Raw genomic sequence first — 20,348 nt, forward strand, 5'->3', positions numbered from 1 at the left:
GAACACGGAAGTTAAGCTCTCTAGCGCCGATGGTAGTTGGGACCTTGTCCCTGTGAGAGTAGGACGTCGCCAAGCAACTAAAAACACAAGTCTTTTGACTTGTGTTTTTTTTGTATTGTTAAAAAGAATGGGAAAGAAGTAATGGTAATACAAACACGTTGCCCAAGAGTTAATCATATTATATAAGAGATGGGTGTATATTTTTCTAGAAATTGTTAAGGATTAGAAGTATAAAATAGGTTCACTTAAATAGGGAGGGAAGGTTATGAAATTACAAAGTGAAGTTTGTATTGTTTGTGAGACAAAAAGAAAAGAAGGTATATATGTTTATAATAATTTAATATGTTATGAATGTGAAAAGGATATGGTGAATACAGAGACAGATGATCCGAAATATATACATTATTTAAAGCAACTTCGAAAATTAGAAGTATCATATTTTTAAATAGGCATATGCCTATTATTTTTTTTGTTCTGTATAATAGATGGAGAATGAATAATAAGGAAGAGATGTAGATGAATCAAAATCATATGCCTTTATATGAGGCGTTAATCGAGTTTAAAGAAAGAGGGCTGTTATCCTTTCATGTCCCAGGTCATAAGAATGGTTTAAACTTCCCTCAGAAGGCAATAAGAGAGTTTAAAGATATTCTATCTATTGATGTAACTGAGTTAGCAGGACTAGATGATTTGCATAGTCCGTTTGAATGTATAGATGAGGCACAACAATTATTGGCTGAAGTGTATGATACAAAGAAAAGTTATTTTTTAATTAATGGTTCAACAGTCGGGAACTTAGCGATGATTTTGTCTTGTTGTGGGGAACATGATATTGTTCTTGTACAAAGAAATTGTCATAAATCAATTATTAATGGTTTAAAACTAGCGGGAGCAAATCCCATTTTTTTAGATCCATGGATTGATGAAACTTATAATGTACCAGTGGGAGTTCGTAATGAAATTATTAAGAAAGCAATTGGAAAATATCCAAATGCGAAAGCACTCATTCTAACGCATCCTAATTATTATGGTATGGGGATGGATTTAGAGGCAAGCATCGCTTTTGCTCATGCACATGAAATTCCTGTTTTGATAGATGAGGCACATGGGGCACATCTTTGTTTAGGAGAACCATTCCCGAAATCAGCGTTAACATATGGTGCAGATATTGTAGTGCATTCTGCACATAAGACATTACCCGCAATGACAATGGGTTCCTATTTACATATAAATAGTCACTTAGTAGACGAAGAGAAGGTTACTACTTATTTAAGTATGCTACAATCTAGTAGTCCATCGTATCCAATTATGGCTTCCCTGGATATAGCACGCTTTACAATGGCGCGTATAAAAGAAGAAGGTCATGGTGAAATTGTTGAGTTTTTACGGAGATTTAAGGAACGGTTACGTTCTATTCCCCAAATCGCCATTTTAGAATATCCGTTGCAAGACGAGTTAAAGGTTACCGTACAAACTCGTTGTCAGTTATCAGGGTACGAATTACAGTCCGTATTTGAAAAGGTCGGTATATATACAGAGATGGCTGATCCGTACAATGTCCTATTTATTTTACCCCTGCAAGCAAATGAGGGGTATATGAAGGTTATAGAGATGATCCGAGTAGCATTGCAACATTATGACGTGAAAGACAAGAGGGAATCTATTCGTTATACTTATAAAGGTGAATTCTCTCCGTTGCCGTATACGTATAAACAACTAGAAAGATATGGAACAAGGATAGTATCTATAGAAGAGGCTGTTGGAATGATAGCGGCAGAAATGGTGATTACGTATCCACCTGGGATTCCATTGGTTATGTATGGAGAGAGAATTACTTCAGAGCATAAAGAGCAAATTATGTATTTAGAGAGAGCAGGAGCTCGTTTTCAAGGTAATACGAAATATATGAAAGTGTATGATATAGAAAGTAGGTTTTAGGATGAAGGGATTATTTGTAACAATTGAAGGCCCAGAAGGTTCAGGTAAAACAACGTTAATTAAAAGCTTATTGCCATATTTTGAACAAAAAGCACAAAAGGTAATGGCGACAAGGGAACCAGGTGGTATTGCAATTTCTGAGGACATTAGGACGATTTTACATAAACAAGAATATACGATGATGGAAGCACGTACAGAAGCGCTTCTTTATGCTGCTGCGCGCAGACAACATTTAGTAGAAAAAGTTATGCCAGCACTTAATGAGAACTATCTCGTGTTATGTGATCGTTTTATAGATAGTTCTTTAGCATATCAAGGCTATGCAAGAGGATTGGGTATGGATAAGGTATTTGAAATAAATCGTTTCGCAACAGAGGACTGTATGCCTAGTTTAACAATTTATCTAGACATTGAGCCTGAGGTTGGCTTGGCTCGGATTGAAAAAGATGCAGGACGTGAAGTAAATCGACTAGATATGGAAGATATCTCTTTCCATAAACGTGTGCGCGAAGGGTATTTACAAGTTGTAGAACGTTTCTCGGAGCGTATTGTATTGGTAAATGCTGATCAGCCGATGGAAAAACTTATAGAAGAAGTTGTTCAGATTATAGAAGATAAATTGTTATAATAGAAGGAAAGAATGAAATAAGTGAGGTATGCATTATGATGAAGACGTGGGAGCAGCTTTCTGCTATACAACCCATCGGTGTAAAAATGTTGATGAATAGCATTGCAAAAGAGCGTATATCCCACGCTTACTTGTTAGAGGGAGGGAAAGGTACGGGAAAGTTTGCGACAGCAATTCAAATGGCAAAGAGTTTCCTCTGTTCTCAGCGGAATGGAGTAGAGCCCTGTCATGTATGCACAAATTGTAAGCGAATTGATTCAGGTAACCACCCTAACTTACATATTGTAAAACCAGACGGATTATCTATTAAGAAGCAGCAAATTCATGATTTACAAGAAGAGTTTTCAAAAACAGGATTAGAGGCAAATAAAAAATTATATATTATTGAGCACGCAGATCGTATGACGGCAAATGCGGCAAATACACTTTTGAAATTTTTAGAAGAACCAAGTAGTGATACAACCGCTATTTTACTTACTGAACAAAGTCATCAAATTTTAAATACGATTTTATCTCGTTGCCAAGTTGTTACGTTTAGACCGTTACCTACAGAATCTTTAATTAGAAGATTACAGGAAGAAGGTATTACAGCATCTTTATCGACACTTGCTGCTCAACTCACAAATAGTTTTGATGAAGCTTTAGCTTTATGTAGTGATGAATGGTTTGCACAAGCACGAGCTTTAGTGATAAAATTATGTGAAGCGCTCGAAAAAGATAAAACCTCTATTTTTTTTGTACAAGAAAAATGGGGAAAACACTTTGGAGAGAAAGAACAATTACAGCAAGGGTTAGATATGTTACTCCTTATTTATAAGGATTTACTATATGTTCAACTTGGAGAAGAAGATCGTCTTGTTTTTCATGAGCAGAAAGAGATGTTTGAATCGTTTTCCTATGCTCAGAAGCGCATTGTATCAGCTCTCTTTAATATATTAGAGGCAAAAAATAGAATCAACGCTAATGTAAATGCGCAGCTTGTGTTCGAACAGTTAGTGTTGCGGTTGCAGGAGGGATGACCGTTTTGTATGATGTAGTAGGTGTTCGCTTTAAGAAGGCCGGAAAGGTATATTACTTTGATCCAAATCAGTTCGATATCTCTGAAAATGAGTTTGTTATTGTAGAAACGGTAAGAGGTATTGAATACGGAAAAGTAGTTATTACCAAAAAGCAAGTTGATGAAAACGACGTTGTATTACCGCTAAAAAAGGTTATTCGTATTGCAAATGAAAATGATCGTACCATTGTTGAAGAGAACAAACATGCTGCAAAAGAAGCATATCAAGTCTGTCAGCAAAAGGTAGTAGAGCATAATCTTGATATGAAACTTGTAGATGTAGAGTATACATTCGATCGTAATAAGATTATTTTCTATTTTACTGCGGATGGTCGGATTGATTTCCGCGAACTAGTGAAGGACTTAGCGGCAATTTTTAGAACAAGAATTGAACTAAGACAAATTGGTGTTCGTGATGAAGCGAAGATGCTAGGTGGTATTGGTCCATGTGGTCGTATGCTTTGTTGTTCTACTTTTTTAGGAGATTTTGAACCTGTATCCATTAAAATGGCAAAGGATCAAAATTTATCATTAAATCCTGCAAAAATCTCTGGTTTATGTGGTCGCTTAATGTGTTGCTTAAAATATGAGAATGATGAATATGAGGCAGCAAAGGAACAACTTCCTGATTTAGATCAACGTATACAAACCCCGCATGGTACTGGCCGTGTGATCGGATTAAATATTTTAGAAAGATTAATTCAAGTGGAACTAGTAGACAAGGAACGGATAGTAGAATATACGTTAGATGAGTTAGTGAATAAAGGGGTCGTTTCGAGTCAAACCACAGATTAATGAGGTGGGTGCTTGTGGAGAAAAAAGATATTTTTGAATCGGTTTCTAGTATGGAAGAGCAAATTGGACATTTATACAAACAGTTGGGAGAGTTAAAACAGCATCTTGCAGAGTTGTTGGAAGAAAACCAGCATATAAAAATGGAAAATAACAATTTGCGACACCGTTTTGAAGAAGTGCAGAATAAAGAAAAACAAAAAACTCAAAAGCGTAAAGAAGTGAAGCCGAAGACAGATATTGGTGAAGGCTATGACAATTTAGCGAGACTGTATCAAGAAGGTTTTCATATTTGCAATCTACATTATGGAAGTGTACGTAAAGAGGGAGATTGTTTGTTCTGTCTGTCATTCTTAAATAAAAAGTGAAATTACCTTTCCAATTATAATTGGAAAGGTAATTTTTTATACATGAAATAGGGTAGGTTAAGGGTAAGAAAAGGAGCAGTATATGAATTTATATGAAGATGAACGTTTAGATTACTTATTAGCGCAAGACATGAAGATTATACAAAGCCCATCAGTATTTAATTTTTCTTTAGATGCTGTTTTACTAGCAGATTTTGCATGGGTACCAATTCAAAAGGGGAATTTACTTGATTTGTGTACAGGTAACGCAGTTGTCCCCCTTCTATTAAGTACAAGAACAAAAGGAAAGATTACTGGTGTGGAAATTCAAGAACGCTTATATGATATGGGAGTAAGAAGTGTTCAATATAATGGGCTGGAAGAAAGAATTCACCTCATACATGGAGATTTGAAAGATATGCCAGAGGAACTCGGACGTCATCAATATGATGTTGTTACATGTAATCCACCATATTTTCAAACACCTCAAACTTCAGAGAAAAATATGAATGAACATTTAGCGATAGCTCGTCATGAAATTATGTGTACATTAGAAGATGTTGTATCTGCAAGTAGTCAGTTAGTAAAACAAGGTGGGAAAGTGGCGTTTGTACATCGTCCAGGGCGATTACTCGACATTGTCACATTAATGCGTAAATATAAAATTGAACCAAAGCGTGTGCGATTTGTTTATCCTAAGGTTGGAAAAGAAGCAAATACATTGTTAATTGAAGGAATTAAGGATGGAAATGCAGATTTAAAAATTTTACCACCTCTCGTTGTATATGAGAACAATAACGAATATACAAAGGAGATACGTTCAATTTTATATGGAGAAGAATAAGCATTTTTTTTATGTGGTAGAGTGCTCTGATGGAAGTTATTATGCTGGATATACAAACCATATAGAAAAACGAATACAGACTCATAATAGCGGCAAAGGAGCTAAGTATACACGCGTCAGGCTTCCTGTCGTTTTAAAATATGTAGAGACCCATGATGATAAACGTACAGCTATGCAAGCGGAGTATTACTTTAAGCAATTAACGAGAAAACAAAAAGAGGCATATATGCAAAAAGGAGAACGCTATGTGGCAACAAAAAAGCTTTCAACAAAATGAAAAGGGAGTTTTATATTTAGTACCAACTCCTATTGGAAATTTAGAAGATATGACATTTCGTGCAATCCGAATTTTAAAAGAAGTTGATTTAATTGCTGCTGAAGATACGAGACAAACGAAAAAACTTTGTAATTATTTTGAAATTGAAACACCTGTCACGAGTTATCATGAGCATAATAAAGAAGTAAGTGGAAAGAGAATATTAGAGAAGTTAGAGGATGGAAAGAATGTAGCACTTGTTAGTGACGCTGGTATGCCGTGTATTTCTGATCCGGGTTACGATATTGTTGTTGAGGCAGTAGCTGAGCAATATCATGTAATTCCGCTTCCTGGAGCAAATGCAGCCCTTACAGCATTAATTGCATCCGGTCTTGAAACAAAGCAGTTTTATTTCTATGGTTTCTTGCAGAGAAACAAAAAGGAACGGAAGATGGAGTTAGAAAAGCTTCGTTATGTACAAACTACAATGATGTTTTATGAAGCGCCTCATCGTTTAGATGATACTTTAATTTCGATGCAGGAAGTGTTGGGAAATAGAGAGATTGTATTGTGTCGAGAGTTAACGAAAAAATTTGAGGAATTTATTCGAGGGACAATTCAAGAAGCAATTGAGTGGACGAAGCAAAATGAAGTACGTGGTGAGTTTTGTATTTTAGTAGCTGGTTCAACAGAAGAACCTGCTCCAGAAGAACAATGGTGGGAATCTCTTTCAGTATATGATCATATTGAACACTATATAAATGAAAAAGGTATGAATTCAAAAGAAGCGATTAAAACAGTCGCTAAAGATCGAGATTTGTCGAAAAGAGATGTATATCAAATCTATCATGTCGATAAAAAATAAGCTTCTCATAATTGAGAAGCTTATTTTGCTGTTTCGATATAATCTTGAAGTTCGTTTAAGATTTGCTCAGCGCCTTCTTTGCTTAAGATGATTTTACCTTCAGCTAAAGAAAGGTTACCGTCAGATACTTCACCAGTTACTTGGCAAGTCATGTTTGGTTTATATTTCTTTAAGATGATTTTTTCGTCATCAACATAGATTTCAAGAGCGTCCTTTTCTGCAATACCTAAAGTACGGCGTAATTCGATTGGAATTACTACACGACCTAATTCATCAACTTTACGAACAATACCAGTAGATTTCATAATTTTTTTCCTCCTAAATAAATAGTTTATAAGTTTCGAGTCTATTTTTAGATTCGTCATTTTTCGACAAAATACCCTATGGACATATGATACCAATCATTTACATTTCCGTCAATTCTTAAATTCTATATTTTTTAAAAAGATTTATAGATTTCTTATTTCTTATATATAATAGATTGAGAGGAAATTCCACAATTATTTACAATATTTTCAGAAAAAAATAACAAATTCCAAGTGGAGATTGTATATTTTTTTGAAATATGAGCAATAGATGATAAAGATATCGAGCATTAAGACCCAGAATTCAAAATTAGGTTGGCTTAAAGAAGATAAGTGAGATTCGGGCTGCTCGTAAAAGCCCGATTGATGTGGGCTAATAATCAGTGGGGATGAAGAAAAACCCCACTGATTAAAGTTTCACTTTATATATGAGTTTTTGATATACTGTTTATAAATACATATGAGGTTATTCGGGAGGTCCAAAACAATGACAGAGGAAAATAAGTCCTTTTATATTACTACCCCAATTTATTATCCAAGTGGAAAATTACACATTGGACATGCTTATACGACAGTAGCAGGAGATGCAATGGCACGATATAAGCGTATGCAAGGATATAATGTGCATTATTTAACAGGAACTGATGAGCATGGACAGAAGATCCAAAAGAAAGCAGAAGAGTTAAATATTACGCCACAGGCATATGTTGATAATATTGTTGCAGGAATTAAAGAGCTTTGGGAGAAGATGGATATTTCTTATGATGATTTTATTCGTACAACTGAAGATCGTCATAAAGATGTTGTCGAAAAAATCTTTAAGCAATTAGTAGATCAAGGTGACATTTATCTTGATGAATATGAAGGTTGGTATTCTGTACAAGATGAGACGTTCTATACAGAGCACCAATTAGTAGATTCAATTATGGAAGGTGACAAAGTAGTTGGAGGAAAAAGTCCAGATAGTGGTCATGATGTAGAACTTGTTCGTGAAGAATCTTATTTCTTTAGAATGGGTAAATATGTCGACAGACTATTAAAGTTCTATGAAGATAATCCACATTTCATTCAGCCGGAGTCTCGTAAAAATGAAATGATTAATAATTTTATTAAACCAGGATTAGAAGATTTAGCAGTTTCTCGTACTTCATTTGACTGGGGAGTTCGTGTTCCTGGTAACCCAAAACACGTTATTTACGTATGGGTTGACGCATTATCTAACTATATTACGGCGTTAGGTTATGGAACAGCAAATGAAGAGAAATATAAAAAATTCTGGCCTGCAGATGTGCATTTAGTTGGGAAAGAAATCGTTCGTTTCCATACAATTTATTGGCCGATAATTTTAATGGCATTAGATTTACCTCTTCCAAAGAAAGTCTTTGCTCATGGCTGGATTTTAATGAAGGATGGAAAGATGAGTAAGTCAAAAGGAAACGTAGTAGATCCAGTTACATTAATCGATCGTTATGGATTGGATGCATTACGTTATTACTTACTTCGTGAAGTTCCATTTGGATCTGATGGCGTATTTACACCAGAAGGATTTGTGGAGCGTATTAATTTCGACTTAGCAAATGACTTAGGCAATTTATTAAATCGTACAGTAGCTATGATTGATAAGTACTTTAACGGAGAAATCCCTGCATTTAAAGCAAATGTAACAGAATTTGATGAAACGTTAGTAGCGTTTGCACAAGATACTTTGAAAAAAGTAGAAGAAGCAATGGAGAATATGGAGTTCTCTGTAGCGTTAGGATCTATTTGGCAATTGGTTAGTCGTACGAATAAATATATTGATGAAACACAACCATGGGTATTAGCAAAAGATGAGAATGATCGTGAAAAGTTAGCTTCCGTAATGGCTCATTTAGCAGAAGTACTTCGTCAAACAGGTATTATGCTTATGCCATTCTTAACAGTAGCACCAAGCAAGATGTTTGCTCAGCTTGGCCTTACTGATGAGGCTCATAAATCTTGGGAAAGTCTATCTACAATTGGCTGTATTCCAGCTGGAACAAAAGTAGAAAAAGGAAACCCAATTTTCCCTCGTTTAGAAATAGAAGTGGAAGTAGAGTACATTAAAGAACAAATGAAAAGCTCTGCCCCTAAAGTAGAAGAGAAAAAAGAAGAAGAGCCGAAGGCAGAAGAAATTACAATTGATGATTTCTTTAAAGTAGAATTACGCGTAGCTGAAGTACTATCTGCTGAACCTGTGAAAAAAGCAGACAAGTTGTTAAAAATTCAACTAGACTTAGGCACAGAAAAGCGTCAAGTTGTTTCTGGAATTGCAAAATTCTATTCGCCAGAAGACCTAAAAGGTAAAAAGGTTATTTGTGTAACAAACTTAAAACCTGTAAAATTACGCGGTGAATTATCGCAAGGTATGATTTTAGCGGGTGAAGAGAATGGTGTATTGTCATTAGCATCAATTGACCAAAATCTACCAAATGGTACAAAAATCAAGTAATTAAGACAAGAAAAGAGATGTTTCACGTGTAACATGTGTGAAGCGTCTTTTTTCTTTTTACATTCTCTATTTTTGCATTAAGATTGTAGTATTGTTATCGTTAAGTTATTAAAGAACTTATTTTTGTAGAATAAACTTGATTTCAATATAAAAGGAGTTATGTATTATGTTGTTTGATACACATTCGCATTTGAATGCAGAGCAATTTGAAGAAGATTTGCAAGAAGTTATTGCCCGAATGAAAGAAGCGGGAGTTACTTATACAGTTGTTGTTGGTTTTGATGAAGTAACGATAAAAAAGGCGATGGAATTAGCTGAAGCTTATGATTTTATTTACGCTGCGGTTGGATGGCATCCAGTTGATGCAATTGACATGACAGAAGAACATTTAGCTTGGTTAGAAGAACTTGCTTCTCATCCTAAAGTCGTTGCACTTGGAGAAATGGGTTTAGATTATCATTGGGATAAGTCTCCAAAAGAAATACAGAAAGAAGTATTTCGTAAACAAATTGCATTAGCGAAAAAAGTGAAATTGCCGATTATTATACATAATCGCGATGCAACTCAAGATATTGTTGATATTCTAGAAGAAGAGAATGCAGCTGAAGTAGGAGGCATTATGCATTGTTTTAGCGGCAGCGTAGAAGTAGCAGAGCGATGTGTTGATATGAACTTTCTAATTTCGTTAGGCGGACCAGTTACATTTAAAAACGCTAAAAAGCCGAAAGAGGTTGCTACGGAGATTCCATTAGAGAAATTGTTAATAGAGACGGATTGTCCATATCTAACGCCGCATCCATTTCGAGGGAAACGAAATGAACCGAGTTATGTAAAACTCGTAGCAGAAGAAATTGCGAATTTAAAAGGTGTTTCTTATGAGGAAGTAGCAGAAATGACAACCAAAAATGCAAAAGCTTTATTTGGTGTTGAATAAAAAAGAATGGGGAAACCTGTTCTTTTTTATTTTGAAAAAACACTAGTAGAAGTGATGAAGAAAATAAATGTGAATGATGAAGTGTTACAATAAGGACAGAGAACAAAGATTTTTCTATTCTATTTTTTAAAATATAAGAATGAGGAAAATAATAATGGAAAAGTCGTCATTTTTTTGTTTTACTAAGTAGAGACGAAACGAGTGTGGAGGCAAGCATGAAAATAAAAGAGATTATCGTTGTAGAAGGTAAAGATGATACAGTTGCGATTAAGCGTGCTGTTGATGCGGATACAATTGAAACGAACGGTTCAGCAATCGGTGATCATGTTATTGAGCAAGTTAAATTAGCGCAGCAAAAAAGGGGCGTTATTATTTTCACAGATCCAGATTATCCTGGAGAGCGTATTCGAAAAATTATTTCTGACAAGGTTCCCGGCTGTAAGCATGCCTTTTTACCGAAGGAAGAAGCGCTTGCTAAAAGGAAAAAGGGAGTTGGGATCGAACATGCTTCTAATGAGTCGATTCGCCGTGCTCTAGAGAATATACATGAAGAAATGGAAGCTTATACAAGTGAAATTAGTTGGAGTGATTTAGTCGATGCAGGCTTAGTGGGCGGAGAAATGGCAAAGAGCCGCAGAGAAAGAATGGGTAAGCTATTAAAGATTGGTTATACAAATGCAAAACAGTTACATAAACGATTACAGATGTTTCAAGTTTCAAAGGAATCATTTGGAGAAGCTTATAAGCAAGTAATACAGGAGGAAAAAAAATGAAGGATATCGCAACGCCAAATCGTACAAAAGACATTGTTGAAAAGTATGGATTTTCATTCAAAAAAAGTTTAGGACAAAACTTTTTAATTGATACAAATGTATTAAATCGTATTGTCGATCATGCAGAAATTGGTTCAGAAAGTGGTGCAATTGAAATTGGACCAGGTATCGGTGCATTAACAGAGCAATTAGCGAAGCGTGCTAAAAAAGTAGTGGCTTTTGAAATTGATCAAAGACTATTACCAATTTTAGATGAGACGTTAGCACCATATGGTAACGTTACAGTTATTAATAAAGACGTACTAAAAGCGGATGTACATGAAGTATTTAATGAGCAATTTGAAGAAGGGCAAGATGTAATGGTAGTAGCTAACTTGCCATACTATATTACAACGCCAATTTTATTTAAATTGCTTGAAGAAAAGTTACCAGTTCGTGGATTTGTTGTTATGATGCAAAAAGAAGTTGGAGATCGTTTAGCTGCTAAACCTGGAACGAAAGAGTATGGTTCTTTATCGATTGCTATTCAGTATTATACAGAAGTTGAAACAGTTATGACTGTACCGCGTACAGTGTTTGTACCACAGCCAAATGTTGATTCTGCAATTATTCGCCTTCTAAAGCGTCCGAAACCGGTTGTAGAGGTGACAGATGAAACATTCTTCTTTGAAGTAGTACGAGCAAGTTTCGCACAGCGCCGTAAAACTTTGATGAATAATTTATCAAATAATTTAAATGGTTTCCCGAAAGATAAGGAATTATTGGATCGAATTTTAACAGAAGTAGGAATTGATCCAAAGCGAAGAGGCGAAACGCTATCTATTGAAGAGTTTGCAACATTAAGTAATGCATTGGTTCTTCATAAATTATCATAAGAATATGAAAGGGACAGTTCAACTTGAACTGTCCCTTTTGTCACCTTTCTCCCTCTAAATTCATATTTTAAAAACAGGTAAGATGGCCTAATGAGTTTGGAGGTAGGAGAATGGCTTTACATGTTGGAGAATTAGTGGAACGATATTCTCATAAGAGGGATATTCTTTTTCGTATTATAGAAATAAAAGGCGAGATAGCTATATTGTTTGGAGAGGAAATTAGACTGGTGGCGGATGCGCCACTTGAAGATTTAATTAGTATAGATCAACGAGAACATAAAAAAAGGGTGAAGCGTGAGAAAGAAACAATGGAGCGCACGTATCGTTTGTTTCAACAAGATTATGTGTTAATGAAACAAAGGCATGAACATACTTCAACTGGTGGATACACAAGTGAGGTGAATTATTTTCAAATGCCGGGACGTGTATTGCATATAGATGGAGACCCTTTATATTTGCGCAAGTGCTTAGACTTATATAACAAAATTGGCGTTCCTGTACAAGGTATTCATTGTAAAGAAACGGAGATGCATGAAAAAGTAGTAGACTTAATAGATCACTTTCGCCCAGACATTCTCGTTATTACGGGGCATGATGCATATACAAAATCGAAAGGAGTGAAGGGAGATTTAGCGGCATATAGGCATTCAAGGCATTTTGTACAGGCTGTTCGAGAAGTGCGAAAAAAATATCCATCATTGGATCAACTTGTTATTTTTGCTGGGGCATGTCAATCGCACTTTGAGGCACTAATTCGTGCAGGGGCCAATTTCGCTAGTTCACCATCTAGAATTAATATTCATGCACTAGATCCTGTATATGTAGTTGGTAAAATTAGTTTTACTTCATTTATGGAGAGAGTCAATGTATGGGATGTCGTACGTAATACAATTACTGGTGAAAAGGGACTAGGTGGAATTGAAACGAGAGGGATTTTACGAACGGGATTACCTTTTCAACATTACGAAGAGTAAGCAGGGTACATATGTATCTTGCTTTTTTGTATGGAAGGATTTAAATGAATTTGGATAAAAAGAGACAAGAACGTACAGACTACGTAATGATACTTTTACAATATAGTATTTCTTCTATCTATTCAAACGCAAGATGATATTAGCTGTGAATCGAGGTTAATAATTAGGATAGATATATCGTGTTTTAAGTGTTCAATCTAAATTACAGCGAGGTGTAGCGAAGTATATGTCAAAACGTTTAGATGAAATTAAAAGCGAATTAGATCACCATCTTGGACAGCGACTTATGTTAAAAGCAAATAGTGGAAGAAGAAAAACTGTGGAGCAATCAGGTGTACTAGCAGAAACATACCGTTCTGTTTTTGTTGTACAATTGGATCAACAAGAAGATGCGTTGCAACGTGTATCTTATAGTTATGCAGATGTTTTAACAGAGACAGTAGAGTTAACATTTTATGGAGACCCTCATGATGAGGTCATTTTATAATCCGTATATCATTACATATATTTCCATAAATGAAAAGCTATATTATTTTGCATACTAACTATACCGTAGCAAAATAAGGAGGGACTCTGCATTGAGTAGACGAAGAGGTGTCATGTCAAACCAATTTAAAGAAGAGCTAGCAAAAGAGCTTGGTTTTTATGATGTTGTTCAGAAAGAAGGATGGGGCGGAATTCGTGCGAAAGATGCTGGTAACATGGTGAAACGTGCTATAGAAATTGCAGAACAGCAATTAATGAAACGAAACCAGTAGTTGTAAGATACTTTCTATGCTACGGTAGCCGAGGAGACATTCCTCGGCTTTTTGTACTCTAAAAGGTGCCATCATTTTACATAAGTAGTTTCATTCTGAATGCTTTTCGTTATAATTAGGGAAGTGTCATCGTCTTACTATAAATTTATGGTAAAATAAACGATAAAAGATTGAGTACATAGAGTGGGTGAATAGATTGAAGCTACTAGTGAAAGCACCAGCAAAGATTAATCTGTCGTTAGATGTACTGGGAAAAAGACAAGACGGATATCATGAAGTGAAAATGATTATGACAACCATTGATTTAGCAGATCGTCTAGAACTAACGGAATTAGCAGAAGACCGTATTGAAATTTTATCCCATAATCGGTATGTCCCAGACGACCAACGAAATTTAGCTTATCAGGCAGCGAAATTATTAAAAGAGAAGTTTAATGTAAAAAAAGGTGTATCTATTACTATTGAAAAAACGATTCCAGTAGCAGCTGGATTAGCAGGTGGAAGTAGTGATGCAGCAGCGACATTACGTGGTCTTAATAAATTATGGAATTTAGGGCTTACAATTGATGAGTTAGCAGAGCTTGGCGCAGAAATTGGATCAGATGTATCTTTCTGTGTATACGGCGGCACAGCAATTGCCACTGGAAGAGGAGAGAAAATTGAGCATATAAAGACTCCGCCTTCTTGTTGGGTTATTTTAGCGAAACCACATATAGGTGTATCTACTGCTGATGTGTATGGAAATTTAAAGTTAAATCGAGTTACACATCCAAATGTAGATAAAATGGTTGATGTCATAAATTCTGGAGATTATAAAGGGATTTGTGATACTGTTGGTAACGTTTTAGAAGATGTAACATTTGGAATGCATCCTGAAGTTGCACGTATTAAATCACAGATGAAGCGATTCGGAGCGGATGCTGTATTGATGAGTGGAAGTGGTCCAACTGTATTTGGACTTGTACACCATGATTCTCGAATGCATCGCATTTATAACGGATTAAAAGGATTTTGTGAACAGGTCTATGCGGTACGTTTATTAGGAGAGCGAGAAACGCTTGAATAAAGACGTATAATACGTTATGATTTGTTTAGAATATTCGTGATTTGAGGTGAGAGTATGAAAATTAGAAGAAGTACAAGATTAGTCGATATGACTTATTACTTGCTACAAAACCCTCGTCAGCTAGTATCTCTCACTTTTTTTGCTGAAAGGTATCAATCGGCTAAGTCTTCCATTAGTGAGGATTTAGTTATTATTAAGCAAACGTTTGAGCAACAAGGGGTCGGCACATTGCAAACGATACCAGGAGCAGCAGGAGGAGTGAAATATATACCGTATATAAGTGAAGAAGAGGCAGATCTAATTATTGATGAGCTTTGTGGCTTATTTGAAAACCCAGATCGTATTTTGCCTGGCGGTTACTTATACATGACAGATTTATTGAGTAATCCTCGCCATATTAATGGCGCAGGTCGTTTGTTTGCTTCTGTTTTTGCTAGGCAATCAATTGATGCGGTTATGACAGTGGCAACGAAAGGGATTCCACTTGCTTATGCAGTGGCAAATTACTTAGATGTACCAGTTGTAATTGCAAGGAAAGATAATAAGGTAACAGAAGGTCCGACTGTTAGTATTAACTATGTGTCGGGTTCTTCTAAACGAATTCAAACAATGACGTTAGCAAAACGCAGCCTTCCAGAAGGATCGAATGTTTTAATTATTGATGACTTCATGAAAGCTGGTGGAACGATTCAAGGTATGATGAGTATGTTAGAAGAGTTCAAGGCTAATGTTGTTGGTATTGGTGTATTAGTAGAATCCACAGATATTGAAGAACGACTAATTAATAATTTTGTATCATTAATTCGTCTATCGGAAGTTGATGTGAAAGAAAAAACGATTCAAGTGGAAAAAGGGAATTATTCTCTTGCACCATTTGATGAAGGGCTTGTAGAGGCTGAATAAAAGGTAGAGCAGATAGCTCTATCTTTTTTTATTTTATTTATAGATTATAAAATAGATGGACAAACTGCCTTTCGTACACTATTTTTAAAGAGTAAAATAAATAATAAAAGGGTGAAAAGTATGAAAGTTGTTCAAACAAGCAAGGCACCACAAGCGATTGGACCTTACTCACAAGGGATTATTGTAAATAATATGTTTTATAGCTCAGGACAAATTCCATTAACGAAAAATGGGGAGCTTGTAACAGGAGATGTAACAGTACAAACAGAACAAGTATTTCAAAATTTACAAGCGGTATTAGAGGAAGCGGGTGCTTCATTTGATACAGTCGTAAAAACAACAGTATTTTTAAAGGACATGGATGATTTTAATGCTGTGAATGAAGTATATAGCTCTTATTTCTCTACTCATAAACCAGCTCGATCTTGTGTGCAAGTAGCAAAATTACCGAAAGATGTTTCCGTTGAAATTGAAGTAATCGCCCTAGTTAAGTAACCTTTTGTAAGCGATAACCTCCACTAATCTCTATATTCAACTACATTAAAAATTTTTATCTTAAAAATTTTTAAAAAATTAAAGGGAAAATAGAAAATTTGTGGAATTTATACAAATATATCGCTTATTTAGAAAAGGGTGGTGAACACAAGATGGAAGTGACTGACGTAAGATTACGCCGCGTAAACACAGAAGGCCGCATGAGAGCAATTGCCTCTATTACTTTGGACCATGAATTTGTTGTTCATGATATTCGTGTAATTGATGGTAATAATGGATTATTTGTAGCAATGCCAAGTAAACGTACTCCAGATGGAGAGTTCCGTGACATTGCACATCCGATTAATTCTGGTACACGCTCTAAAATTCAAGATGCGGTTTTAACAGAGTATCATCGTTTAGGCGAGTTAGAAGAGGTTGAGTTTGAAGAAGCAGGTGCTTCGTAAAATTCGAATGAAAAGGGCTTTGACGAAAAGCCTTATAATTTTGTAGCAAACTCCTGTAAGCATTTACAGGAGTTTGTTTTTTTGCTTTATATTTGAAAATTTCATAATTCATTAACATAAAAAGAAGAAACTACTAATTTTTTCAAAATCATTTTAAATAGTATAGCTTATTTCTTAAAAAAGATACTAAAGAGTAAAACATCTTATAAGAATTATGGTAAAATTTAATAGTTAAAATGTGCTTCTTGAAATATATGATGATTTAGGATAATATCTTTAATGGATAAATAGGTTGCGATGGAGGGTCTATATGTCAAACAGATTTGCAGTGATTCTAGCTGCAGGTAAAGGCACACGTATGAAGTCTAAGCTATACAAAGTGCTGCATCCTGTATGTGGAAAACCTATGGTACAACACGTAGTCGATCAAGTATCTCAATTAGGATTGCAGAAACTTGTAACGGTTGTTGGGCATGGTGCTGAAATGGTACAAGAACAGCTAGGAAACGTAAGTGAGTTTGCATTACAAGCAGAACAACTTGGTACAGCACATGCTGTAGATCAAGCTGCAAGTGTACTTGCAAATGAAGAAGGAACAACTTTAGTTATTTGTGGGGATACGCCGCTAATAACTGCTGAAACGATGGAAGCATTACTTCAGCAACATAAAGAAGCGGGAGCAATGGCGACGGTGCTAACAGCGTACATAGAAGAACCTGCTGGATATGGCCGTATTGTTCGTAATGAGAATGGTCATGTTGAAAAGATTGTTGAGCATAAAGATGCAAATGAGAAAGAATTAGCTATTAAAGAAATCAATACAGGTACGTATTGTTTTGATAATAAGGCTTTATTTGCTTCACTTTCTAAAGTTTCAAATGATAACGTACAAGGTGAATATTACCTTCCAGATGTTATTGAGATTTTAAAAAATGAAGGTCATATCGTATCAGCTTATCAAACAGAGCAGTTCGATGAAACGTTAGGTGTTAACGACAGAGTCGCTCTATCGCAAGCGGAAATTATTATGAAAAACCGTATCAACCGAAAGAACATGGTAAATGGTGTTACAATTATTGATCCAAGTAACACTTATATTTCTGCTGATGCAATTATCGGTAGTGATACAGTTCTTCATCCAGGAACAATTATTGAGGGGAACACTGTAATTGGTTCTGATTGTGAAATTGGACCACATACAGTAATTCGTGATAGTGAAATTGGAGATCGTACGACAATTCGTCAATCTACTGTACATGATAGTAAACTTGGTACAGAAGTATCGGTTGGTCCATTTGCACACATTCGCCCAGATTCAGTTATTGGAGACGAAGTACGCGTTGGAAACTTCGTGGAAATCAAAAAAACTGTCTTTGGTAATAGAAGTAAAGCTTCACACTTGAGTTATATCGGGGATGCACAAGTTGGAGAAGACGTGAATCTTGGTTGTGGTTCAATTACGGTGAACTATGACGGTAAGAATAAATTCAAAACTGTGATTGGTAATGGGGTATTTATTGGATGTAATTCAAACCTTGTTGCTCCAGTAACAGTTGAAGATGGTGCTTATGTGGCAGCAGGCTCTACAATTACAGAGAATGTTCCATCAAAAGCATTATCGGTAGCACGTGCACGTCAAGTTAACAAAGAAGACTATGTTGATCAATTGCTGAATAAGAAAAAATCATAATGTGGAGGGTTAATCTAGATGTCGACTCAATATCTAAATTCTAATTTGAAAGTATTCTCTTTAAACTCTAATAAGGAACTTGCTGAGCAGATTGCAAAGCATATTGGAGTAGGACTAGGAAAATGTTCTGTTGATCGTTTTAGTGATGGAGAAGTTCAAATTAACATTGAAGAAAGTATCCGTGGTTGCGATGTATTCATTATTCAATCTACAAGCTTCCCAGTAAACGAACATATCATGGAATTACTTATTATGATCGATGCATTAAAACGTGCATCTGCGAAAACAATTAATATTGTTATTCCTTATTATGGTTATGCGCGTCAAGACCGTAAAGCGCGTTCTCGTGAACCAATTACATCGAAACTTGTAGCAAACTTGCTTGAAACAGCAGGTGCAACTCGTGTAATCACTCTAGATTTACATGCTCCACAAATTCAAGGGTTCTTTGATATCCCAATCGACCACTTAATGGGTGTACCGATTCTTTCTGATTACTTTGAAACAAAAGGTCTTAAAGATATCGTAATCGTGTCTCCTGATCATGGTGGTGTAACTCGTGCAAGAAAAATGGCAGATCGTCTAAAAGCGCCAATCGCTATTATTGATAAGCGTCGTCCTCGTCCGAACGTATCAGAGGTAATGAACATTATCGGTAATATTGAAGGCAAAACAGCGATTTTAATTGATGACATCATTGATACAGCTGGTACAATTACATTAGCAGCAAACGCTCTTGTTGAGAACGGTGCTTCTGAAGTATATGCTTGCTGTACACACCCAGTATTATCTGGCCCAGCAATTGAGCGTATTCAAAATTCAAATATTAAAGAGTTAGTTGTAACGAACTCTATCGTATTACCAGAAGAGAAGAAAATCGACAAAGTACATGAACTTTCAGTTGCTCCATTAATTGGAGAAGCAATCATTCGTGTATACGAAGAAGAATCTGTGAGTGTATTATTCAATTAATTGGATAGAATGAGACGTAACCAATTTTGGTTACGTCTTTTCGTATCGAAAAAAGAAAGTAGTGGTACAAGAATGAAATTGATAGTAGGACTTGGGAACCCAGGTAGAGAATATGAATTAACAAGGCATAATATTGGATTTATGGCCATTGATGAACTTGCGAAGCGTTGGAACATTTCTTTGAATGAACAAAAATTTAAAGGTGTATTTGGTGCAGGGTTTGTTAATGGAGAAAAGGTAATCTTATTAAAGCCGCTAACATATATGAATTTATCTGGGGAAAGTATTCGTCCACTCATGGATTATTATAAAATTGATGTTGAGGACTTCGTTGTTATGTACGACGATTTAGACATTCCTGTAGGTAAATTGCGTCTTCGCATGAAAGGTAGTGCTGGTGGACATAATGGTGTAAAGTCAACGATTTCGCACCTAGGAACACAAGAATTTCAACGTATCCGTATGGGAATCGATCGCCCGAAAAATGGAATGAAGGTAGTCGATTATGTATTAGGACGCTTTACATCTGAAGAGATTCCGGATGTTAACCATTCTATTGAAAAAGCAGCGGATGCATGTGAAGAGTGGCTAAATAAGCCTTTTCTCCAAATCATGAATACTTTCAATAGTTAAAAATGAGATTGGGAATATTTCTCTTTTGTTTTACCCATACTAGTAGTAATTGAATTTTTAGGAGGCTAGTATGGAAGGGTATTATTATTGCAGACACTGCGGAGGTAATGTAGGCTCCATTAACGCAGAAAAAGTATATAGCGACGTTTTATTTCAACTAACAGAGCAGGAAGTAGTAGAGATGATTCATTTTCATGAGAATGGAAATATATATATAAAAACAATTTGTGAATCGTGTCAAGAAACGCTCGCATCTTATCCTGAGTATTATGAGTATGAAAAATTTCTGCAATAAAATGTTGTCGCTTTGGCATGTCCAAAGCATTT

Annotated in this window: 25 protein-coding genes; 24 read left to right on the forward strand and 1 reads right to left on the reverse strand. The window is 35.6% G+C overall.

Annotated elements, in window-relative coordinates; genetic code table 11:
• The first annotated feature begins 265 nt into the window (after positions 1–265).
• The 9 genes from ACQRBL_RS00095 to rsmI all read left to right on the forward strand — a co-directional run bounded on the left by ACQRBL_RS00095 (position 266) and on the right by rsmI (position 6,727).
• A complete protein-coding gene (locus ACQRBL_RS00095; protein ID WP_000776279.1) occupies positions 266–445 on the forward strand; it encodes a sigma factor G inhibitor Gin in 180 nt (59 codons plus the stop codon).
• 71 nt (positions 446–516) lie between these two features.
• Positions 517–1,938 carry an aminotransferase class I/II-fold pyridoxal phosphate-dependent enzyme gene (locus ACQRBL_RS00100; RefSeq protein WP_411996471.1) on the forward strand — a complete coding sequence of 474 codons (1,422 nt, stop codon included), beginning with the start codon at positions 517–519 and terminating at the stop codon, positions 1,936–1,938.
• 1 nt (position 1,939) lies between these two features.
• Positions 1,940–2,566 (forward strand): dTMP kinase, encoded by a 627-nt coding sequence (tmk, locus tag ACQRBL_RS00105; RefSeq protein WP_000677220.1) that lies wholly within the window; start codon positions 1,940–1,942, stop codon positions 2,564–2,566.
• A gap of 35 nt (positions 2,567–2,601) precedes the next feature.
• The gene (gene holB, locus ACQRBL_RS00110; protein ID WP_000978578.1) at positions 2,602–3,585 is read left to right on the forward strand and encodes a DNA polymerase III subunit delta'; all 984 of its coding nucleotides are present in this window, start codon (positions 2,602–2,604) and stop codon (positions 3,583–3,585) included.
• Positions 3,586–3,590: 5 nt separating this feature from the next.
• A complete protein-coding gene (locus ACQRBL_RS00115) occupies positions 3,591–4,418 on the forward strand; it encodes a PSP1 domain-containing protein (RefSeq protein WP_000272429.1) in 828 nt (275 codons plus the stop codon).
• A 14-nt stretch (positions 4,419–4,432) separates the two neighbouring features.
• Positions 4,433–4,783, forward strand: a complete 351-nt coding sequence (yabA, locus tag ACQRBL_RS00120) for a DNA replication initiation control protein YabA (RefSeq protein WP_000412063.1) — start codon at positions 4,433–4,435, stop codon at positions 4,781–4,783.
• A gap of 82 nt (positions 4,784–4,865) precedes the next feature.
• A complete protein-coding gene (locus ACQRBL_RS00125; protein WP_023520811.1) occupies positions 4,866–5,606 on the forward strand; it encodes a tRNA1(Val) (adenine(37)-N6)-methyltransferase in 741 nt (246 codons plus the stop codon).
• A complete protein-coding gene (locus ACQRBL_RS00130; RefSeq protein WP_000414350.1) occupies positions 5,593–5,883 on the forward strand; it encodes a GIY-YIG nuclease family protein in 291 nt (96 codons plus the stop codon). The genes ACQRBL_RS00125 and ACQRBL_RS00130 overlap by 14 nt, the downstream gene beginning before the upstream one ends.
• On the forward strand, positions 5,852–6,727 hold the full coding sequence (rsmI, locus tag ACQRBL_RS00135) for a 16S rRNA (cytidine(1402)-2'-O)-methyltransferase (protein WP_000267824.1): 876 nt from the start codon (positions 5,852–5,854) through the stop codon (positions 6,725–6,727). The genes ACQRBL_RS00130 and rsmI overlap by 32 nt, the downstream gene beginning before the upstream one ends.
• Positions 6,728–6,747: 20 nt before the next feature.
• Here the strand turns inward: rsmI and ACQRBL_RS00140 are convergent, their stop codons facing one another.
• Positions 6,748–7,032, reverse strand: coding sequence for an AbrB/MazE/SpoVT family DNA-binding domain-containing protein (locus ACQRBL_RS00140; protein ID WP_000843036.1), 285 nt, complete (start codon positions 7,030–7,032; stop codon positions 6,748–6,750).
• Between the two features lie 487 nt (positions 7,033–7,519).
• On the opposite strand from ACQRBL_RS00140, the gene metG reads away from it, so the two are divergent.
• The 15 genes from metG to ACQRBL_RS00215 all read left to right on the forward strand — a co-directional run bounded on the left by metG (position 7,520) and on the right by ACQRBL_RS00215 (position 20,316).
• Entirely contained in the window at positions 7,520–9,502 is a 1,983-nt protein-coding gene (gene metG / locus ACQRBL_RS00145; protein ID WP_411996470.1) for a methionine--tRNA ligase, read from the forward strand.
• A 166-nt stretch (positions 9,503–9,668) separates the two neighbouring features.
• Entirely contained in the window at positions 9,669–10,436 is a 768-nt protein-coding gene (locus ACQRBL_RS00150) for a TatD family hydrolase (RefSeq protein WP_000895840.1), read from the forward strand.
• A gap of 215 nt (positions 10,437–10,651) precedes the next feature.
• Entirely contained in the window at positions 10,652–11,209 is a 558-nt protein-coding gene (gene rnmV, locus ACQRBL_RS00155) for a ribonuclease M5 (protein ID WP_000692837.1), read from the forward strand.
• Positions 11,206–12,084, forward strand: coding sequence for a 16S rRNA (adenine(1518)-N(6)/adenine(1519)-N(6))-dimethyltransferase RsmA (gene rsmA, locus ACQRBL_RS00160; protein ID WP_000651548.1), 879 nt, complete (start codon positions 11,206–11,208; stop codon positions 12,082–12,084). The genes rnmV and rsmA overlap by 4 nt, the downstream gene beginning before the upstream one ends.
• Before the next feature lie 110 nt (positions 12,085–12,194).
• Positions 12,195–13,058, forward strand: coding sequence for a sporulation peptidase YabG (gene yabG, locus ACQRBL_RS00165; RefSeq protein ID WP_001173734.1), 864 nt, complete (start codon positions 12,195–12,197; stop codon positions 13,056–13,058).
• 226 nt (positions 13,059–13,284) lie between these two features.
• Entirely contained in the window at positions 13,285–13,545 is a 261-nt protein-coding gene (gene veg, locus ACQRBL_RS00170; protein ID WP_000044346.1) for a biofilm formation stimulator Veg, read from the forward strand.
• Positions 13,546–13,636: 91 nt separating this feature from the next.
• Positions 13,637–13,816 (forward strand): acid-soluble spore protein SspF, encoded by a 180-nt coding sequence (sspF, locus tag ACQRBL_RS00175; RefSeq protein ID WP_002094215.1) that lies wholly within the window; start codon positions 13,637–13,639, stop codon positions 13,814–13,816.
• Between the two features lie 196 nt (positions 13,817–14,012).
• Positions 14,013–14,882 carry a 4-(cytidine 5'-diphospho)-2-C-methyl-D-erythritol kinase gene (gene ispE / locus ACQRBL_RS00180; RefSeq protein WP_000772104.1) on the forward strand — a complete coding sequence of 290 codons (870 nt, stop codon included), beginning with the start codon at positions 14,013–14,015 and terminating at the stop codon, positions 14,880–14,882.
• A 54-nt stretch (positions 14,883–14,936) separates the two neighbouring features.
• Positions 14,937–15,785 (forward strand): pur operon repressor, encoded by an 849-nt coding sequence (purR, locus tag ACQRBL_RS00185; protein ID WP_000702467.1) that lies wholly within the window; start codon positions 14,937–14,939, stop codon positions 15,783–15,785.
• 120 nt (positions 15,786–15,905) lie between these two features.
• Positions 15,906–16,280, forward strand: coding sequence for a RidA family protein (locus tag ACQRBL_RS00190; protein WP_000869824.1), 375 nt, complete (start codon positions 15,906–15,908; stop codon positions 16,278–16,280).
• Positions 16,281–16,432: 152 nt separating this feature from the next.
• Positions 16,433–16,726: a septation regulator SpoVG gene (gene spoVG / locus ACQRBL_RS00195; protein WP_000454041.1), complete on the forward strand. Its 294-nt coding sequence runs from the start codon at positions 16,433–16,435 to the stop codon at positions 16,724–16,726.
• A 310-nt stretch (positions 16,727–17,036) separates the two neighbouring features.
• A complete protein-coding gene (gene glmU, locus ACQRBL_RS00200) occupies positions 17,037–18,416 on the forward strand; it encodes a bifunctional UDP-N-acetylglucosamine diphosphorylase/glucosamine-1-phosphate N-acetyltransferase GlmU (RefSeq protein ID WP_000071039.1) in 1,380 nt (459 codons plus the stop codon).
• 18 nt (positions 18,417–18,434) lie between these two features.
• The gene (locus tag ACQRBL_RS00205) at positions 18,435–19,388 is read left to right on the forward strand and encodes a ribose-phosphate diphosphokinase (RefSeq protein ID WP_000107420.1); all 954 of its coding nucleotides are present in this window, start codon (positions 18,435–18,437) and stop codon (positions 19,386–19,388) included.
• Between the two features lie 72 nt (positions 19,389–19,460).
• Positions 19,461–20,021 (forward strand): aminoacyl-tRNA hydrolase, encoded by a 561-nt coding sequence (gene pth / locus ACQRBL_RS00210; RefSeq protein ID WP_000767702.1) that lies wholly within the window; start codon positions 19,461–19,463, stop codon positions 20,019–20,021.
• A 70-nt stretch (positions 20,022–20,091) separates the two neighbouring features.
• Positions 20,092–20,316, forward strand: coding sequence for an anti-sigma-F factor Fin family protein (locus tag ACQRBL_RS00215; protein ID WP_000399438.1), 225 nt, complete (start codon positions 20,092–20,094; stop codon positions 20,314–20,316).
• Positions 20,317–20,348: the final 32 nt, after the last annotated feature.

This window comes from Bacillus sp. AF62, from assembly GCF_050312695.1.
In the GTDB taxonomy this organism is placed as follows: domain Bacteria; phylum Bacillota; class Bacilli; order Bacillales; family Bacillaceae_G; genus Bacillus_A; species Bacillus_A cereus.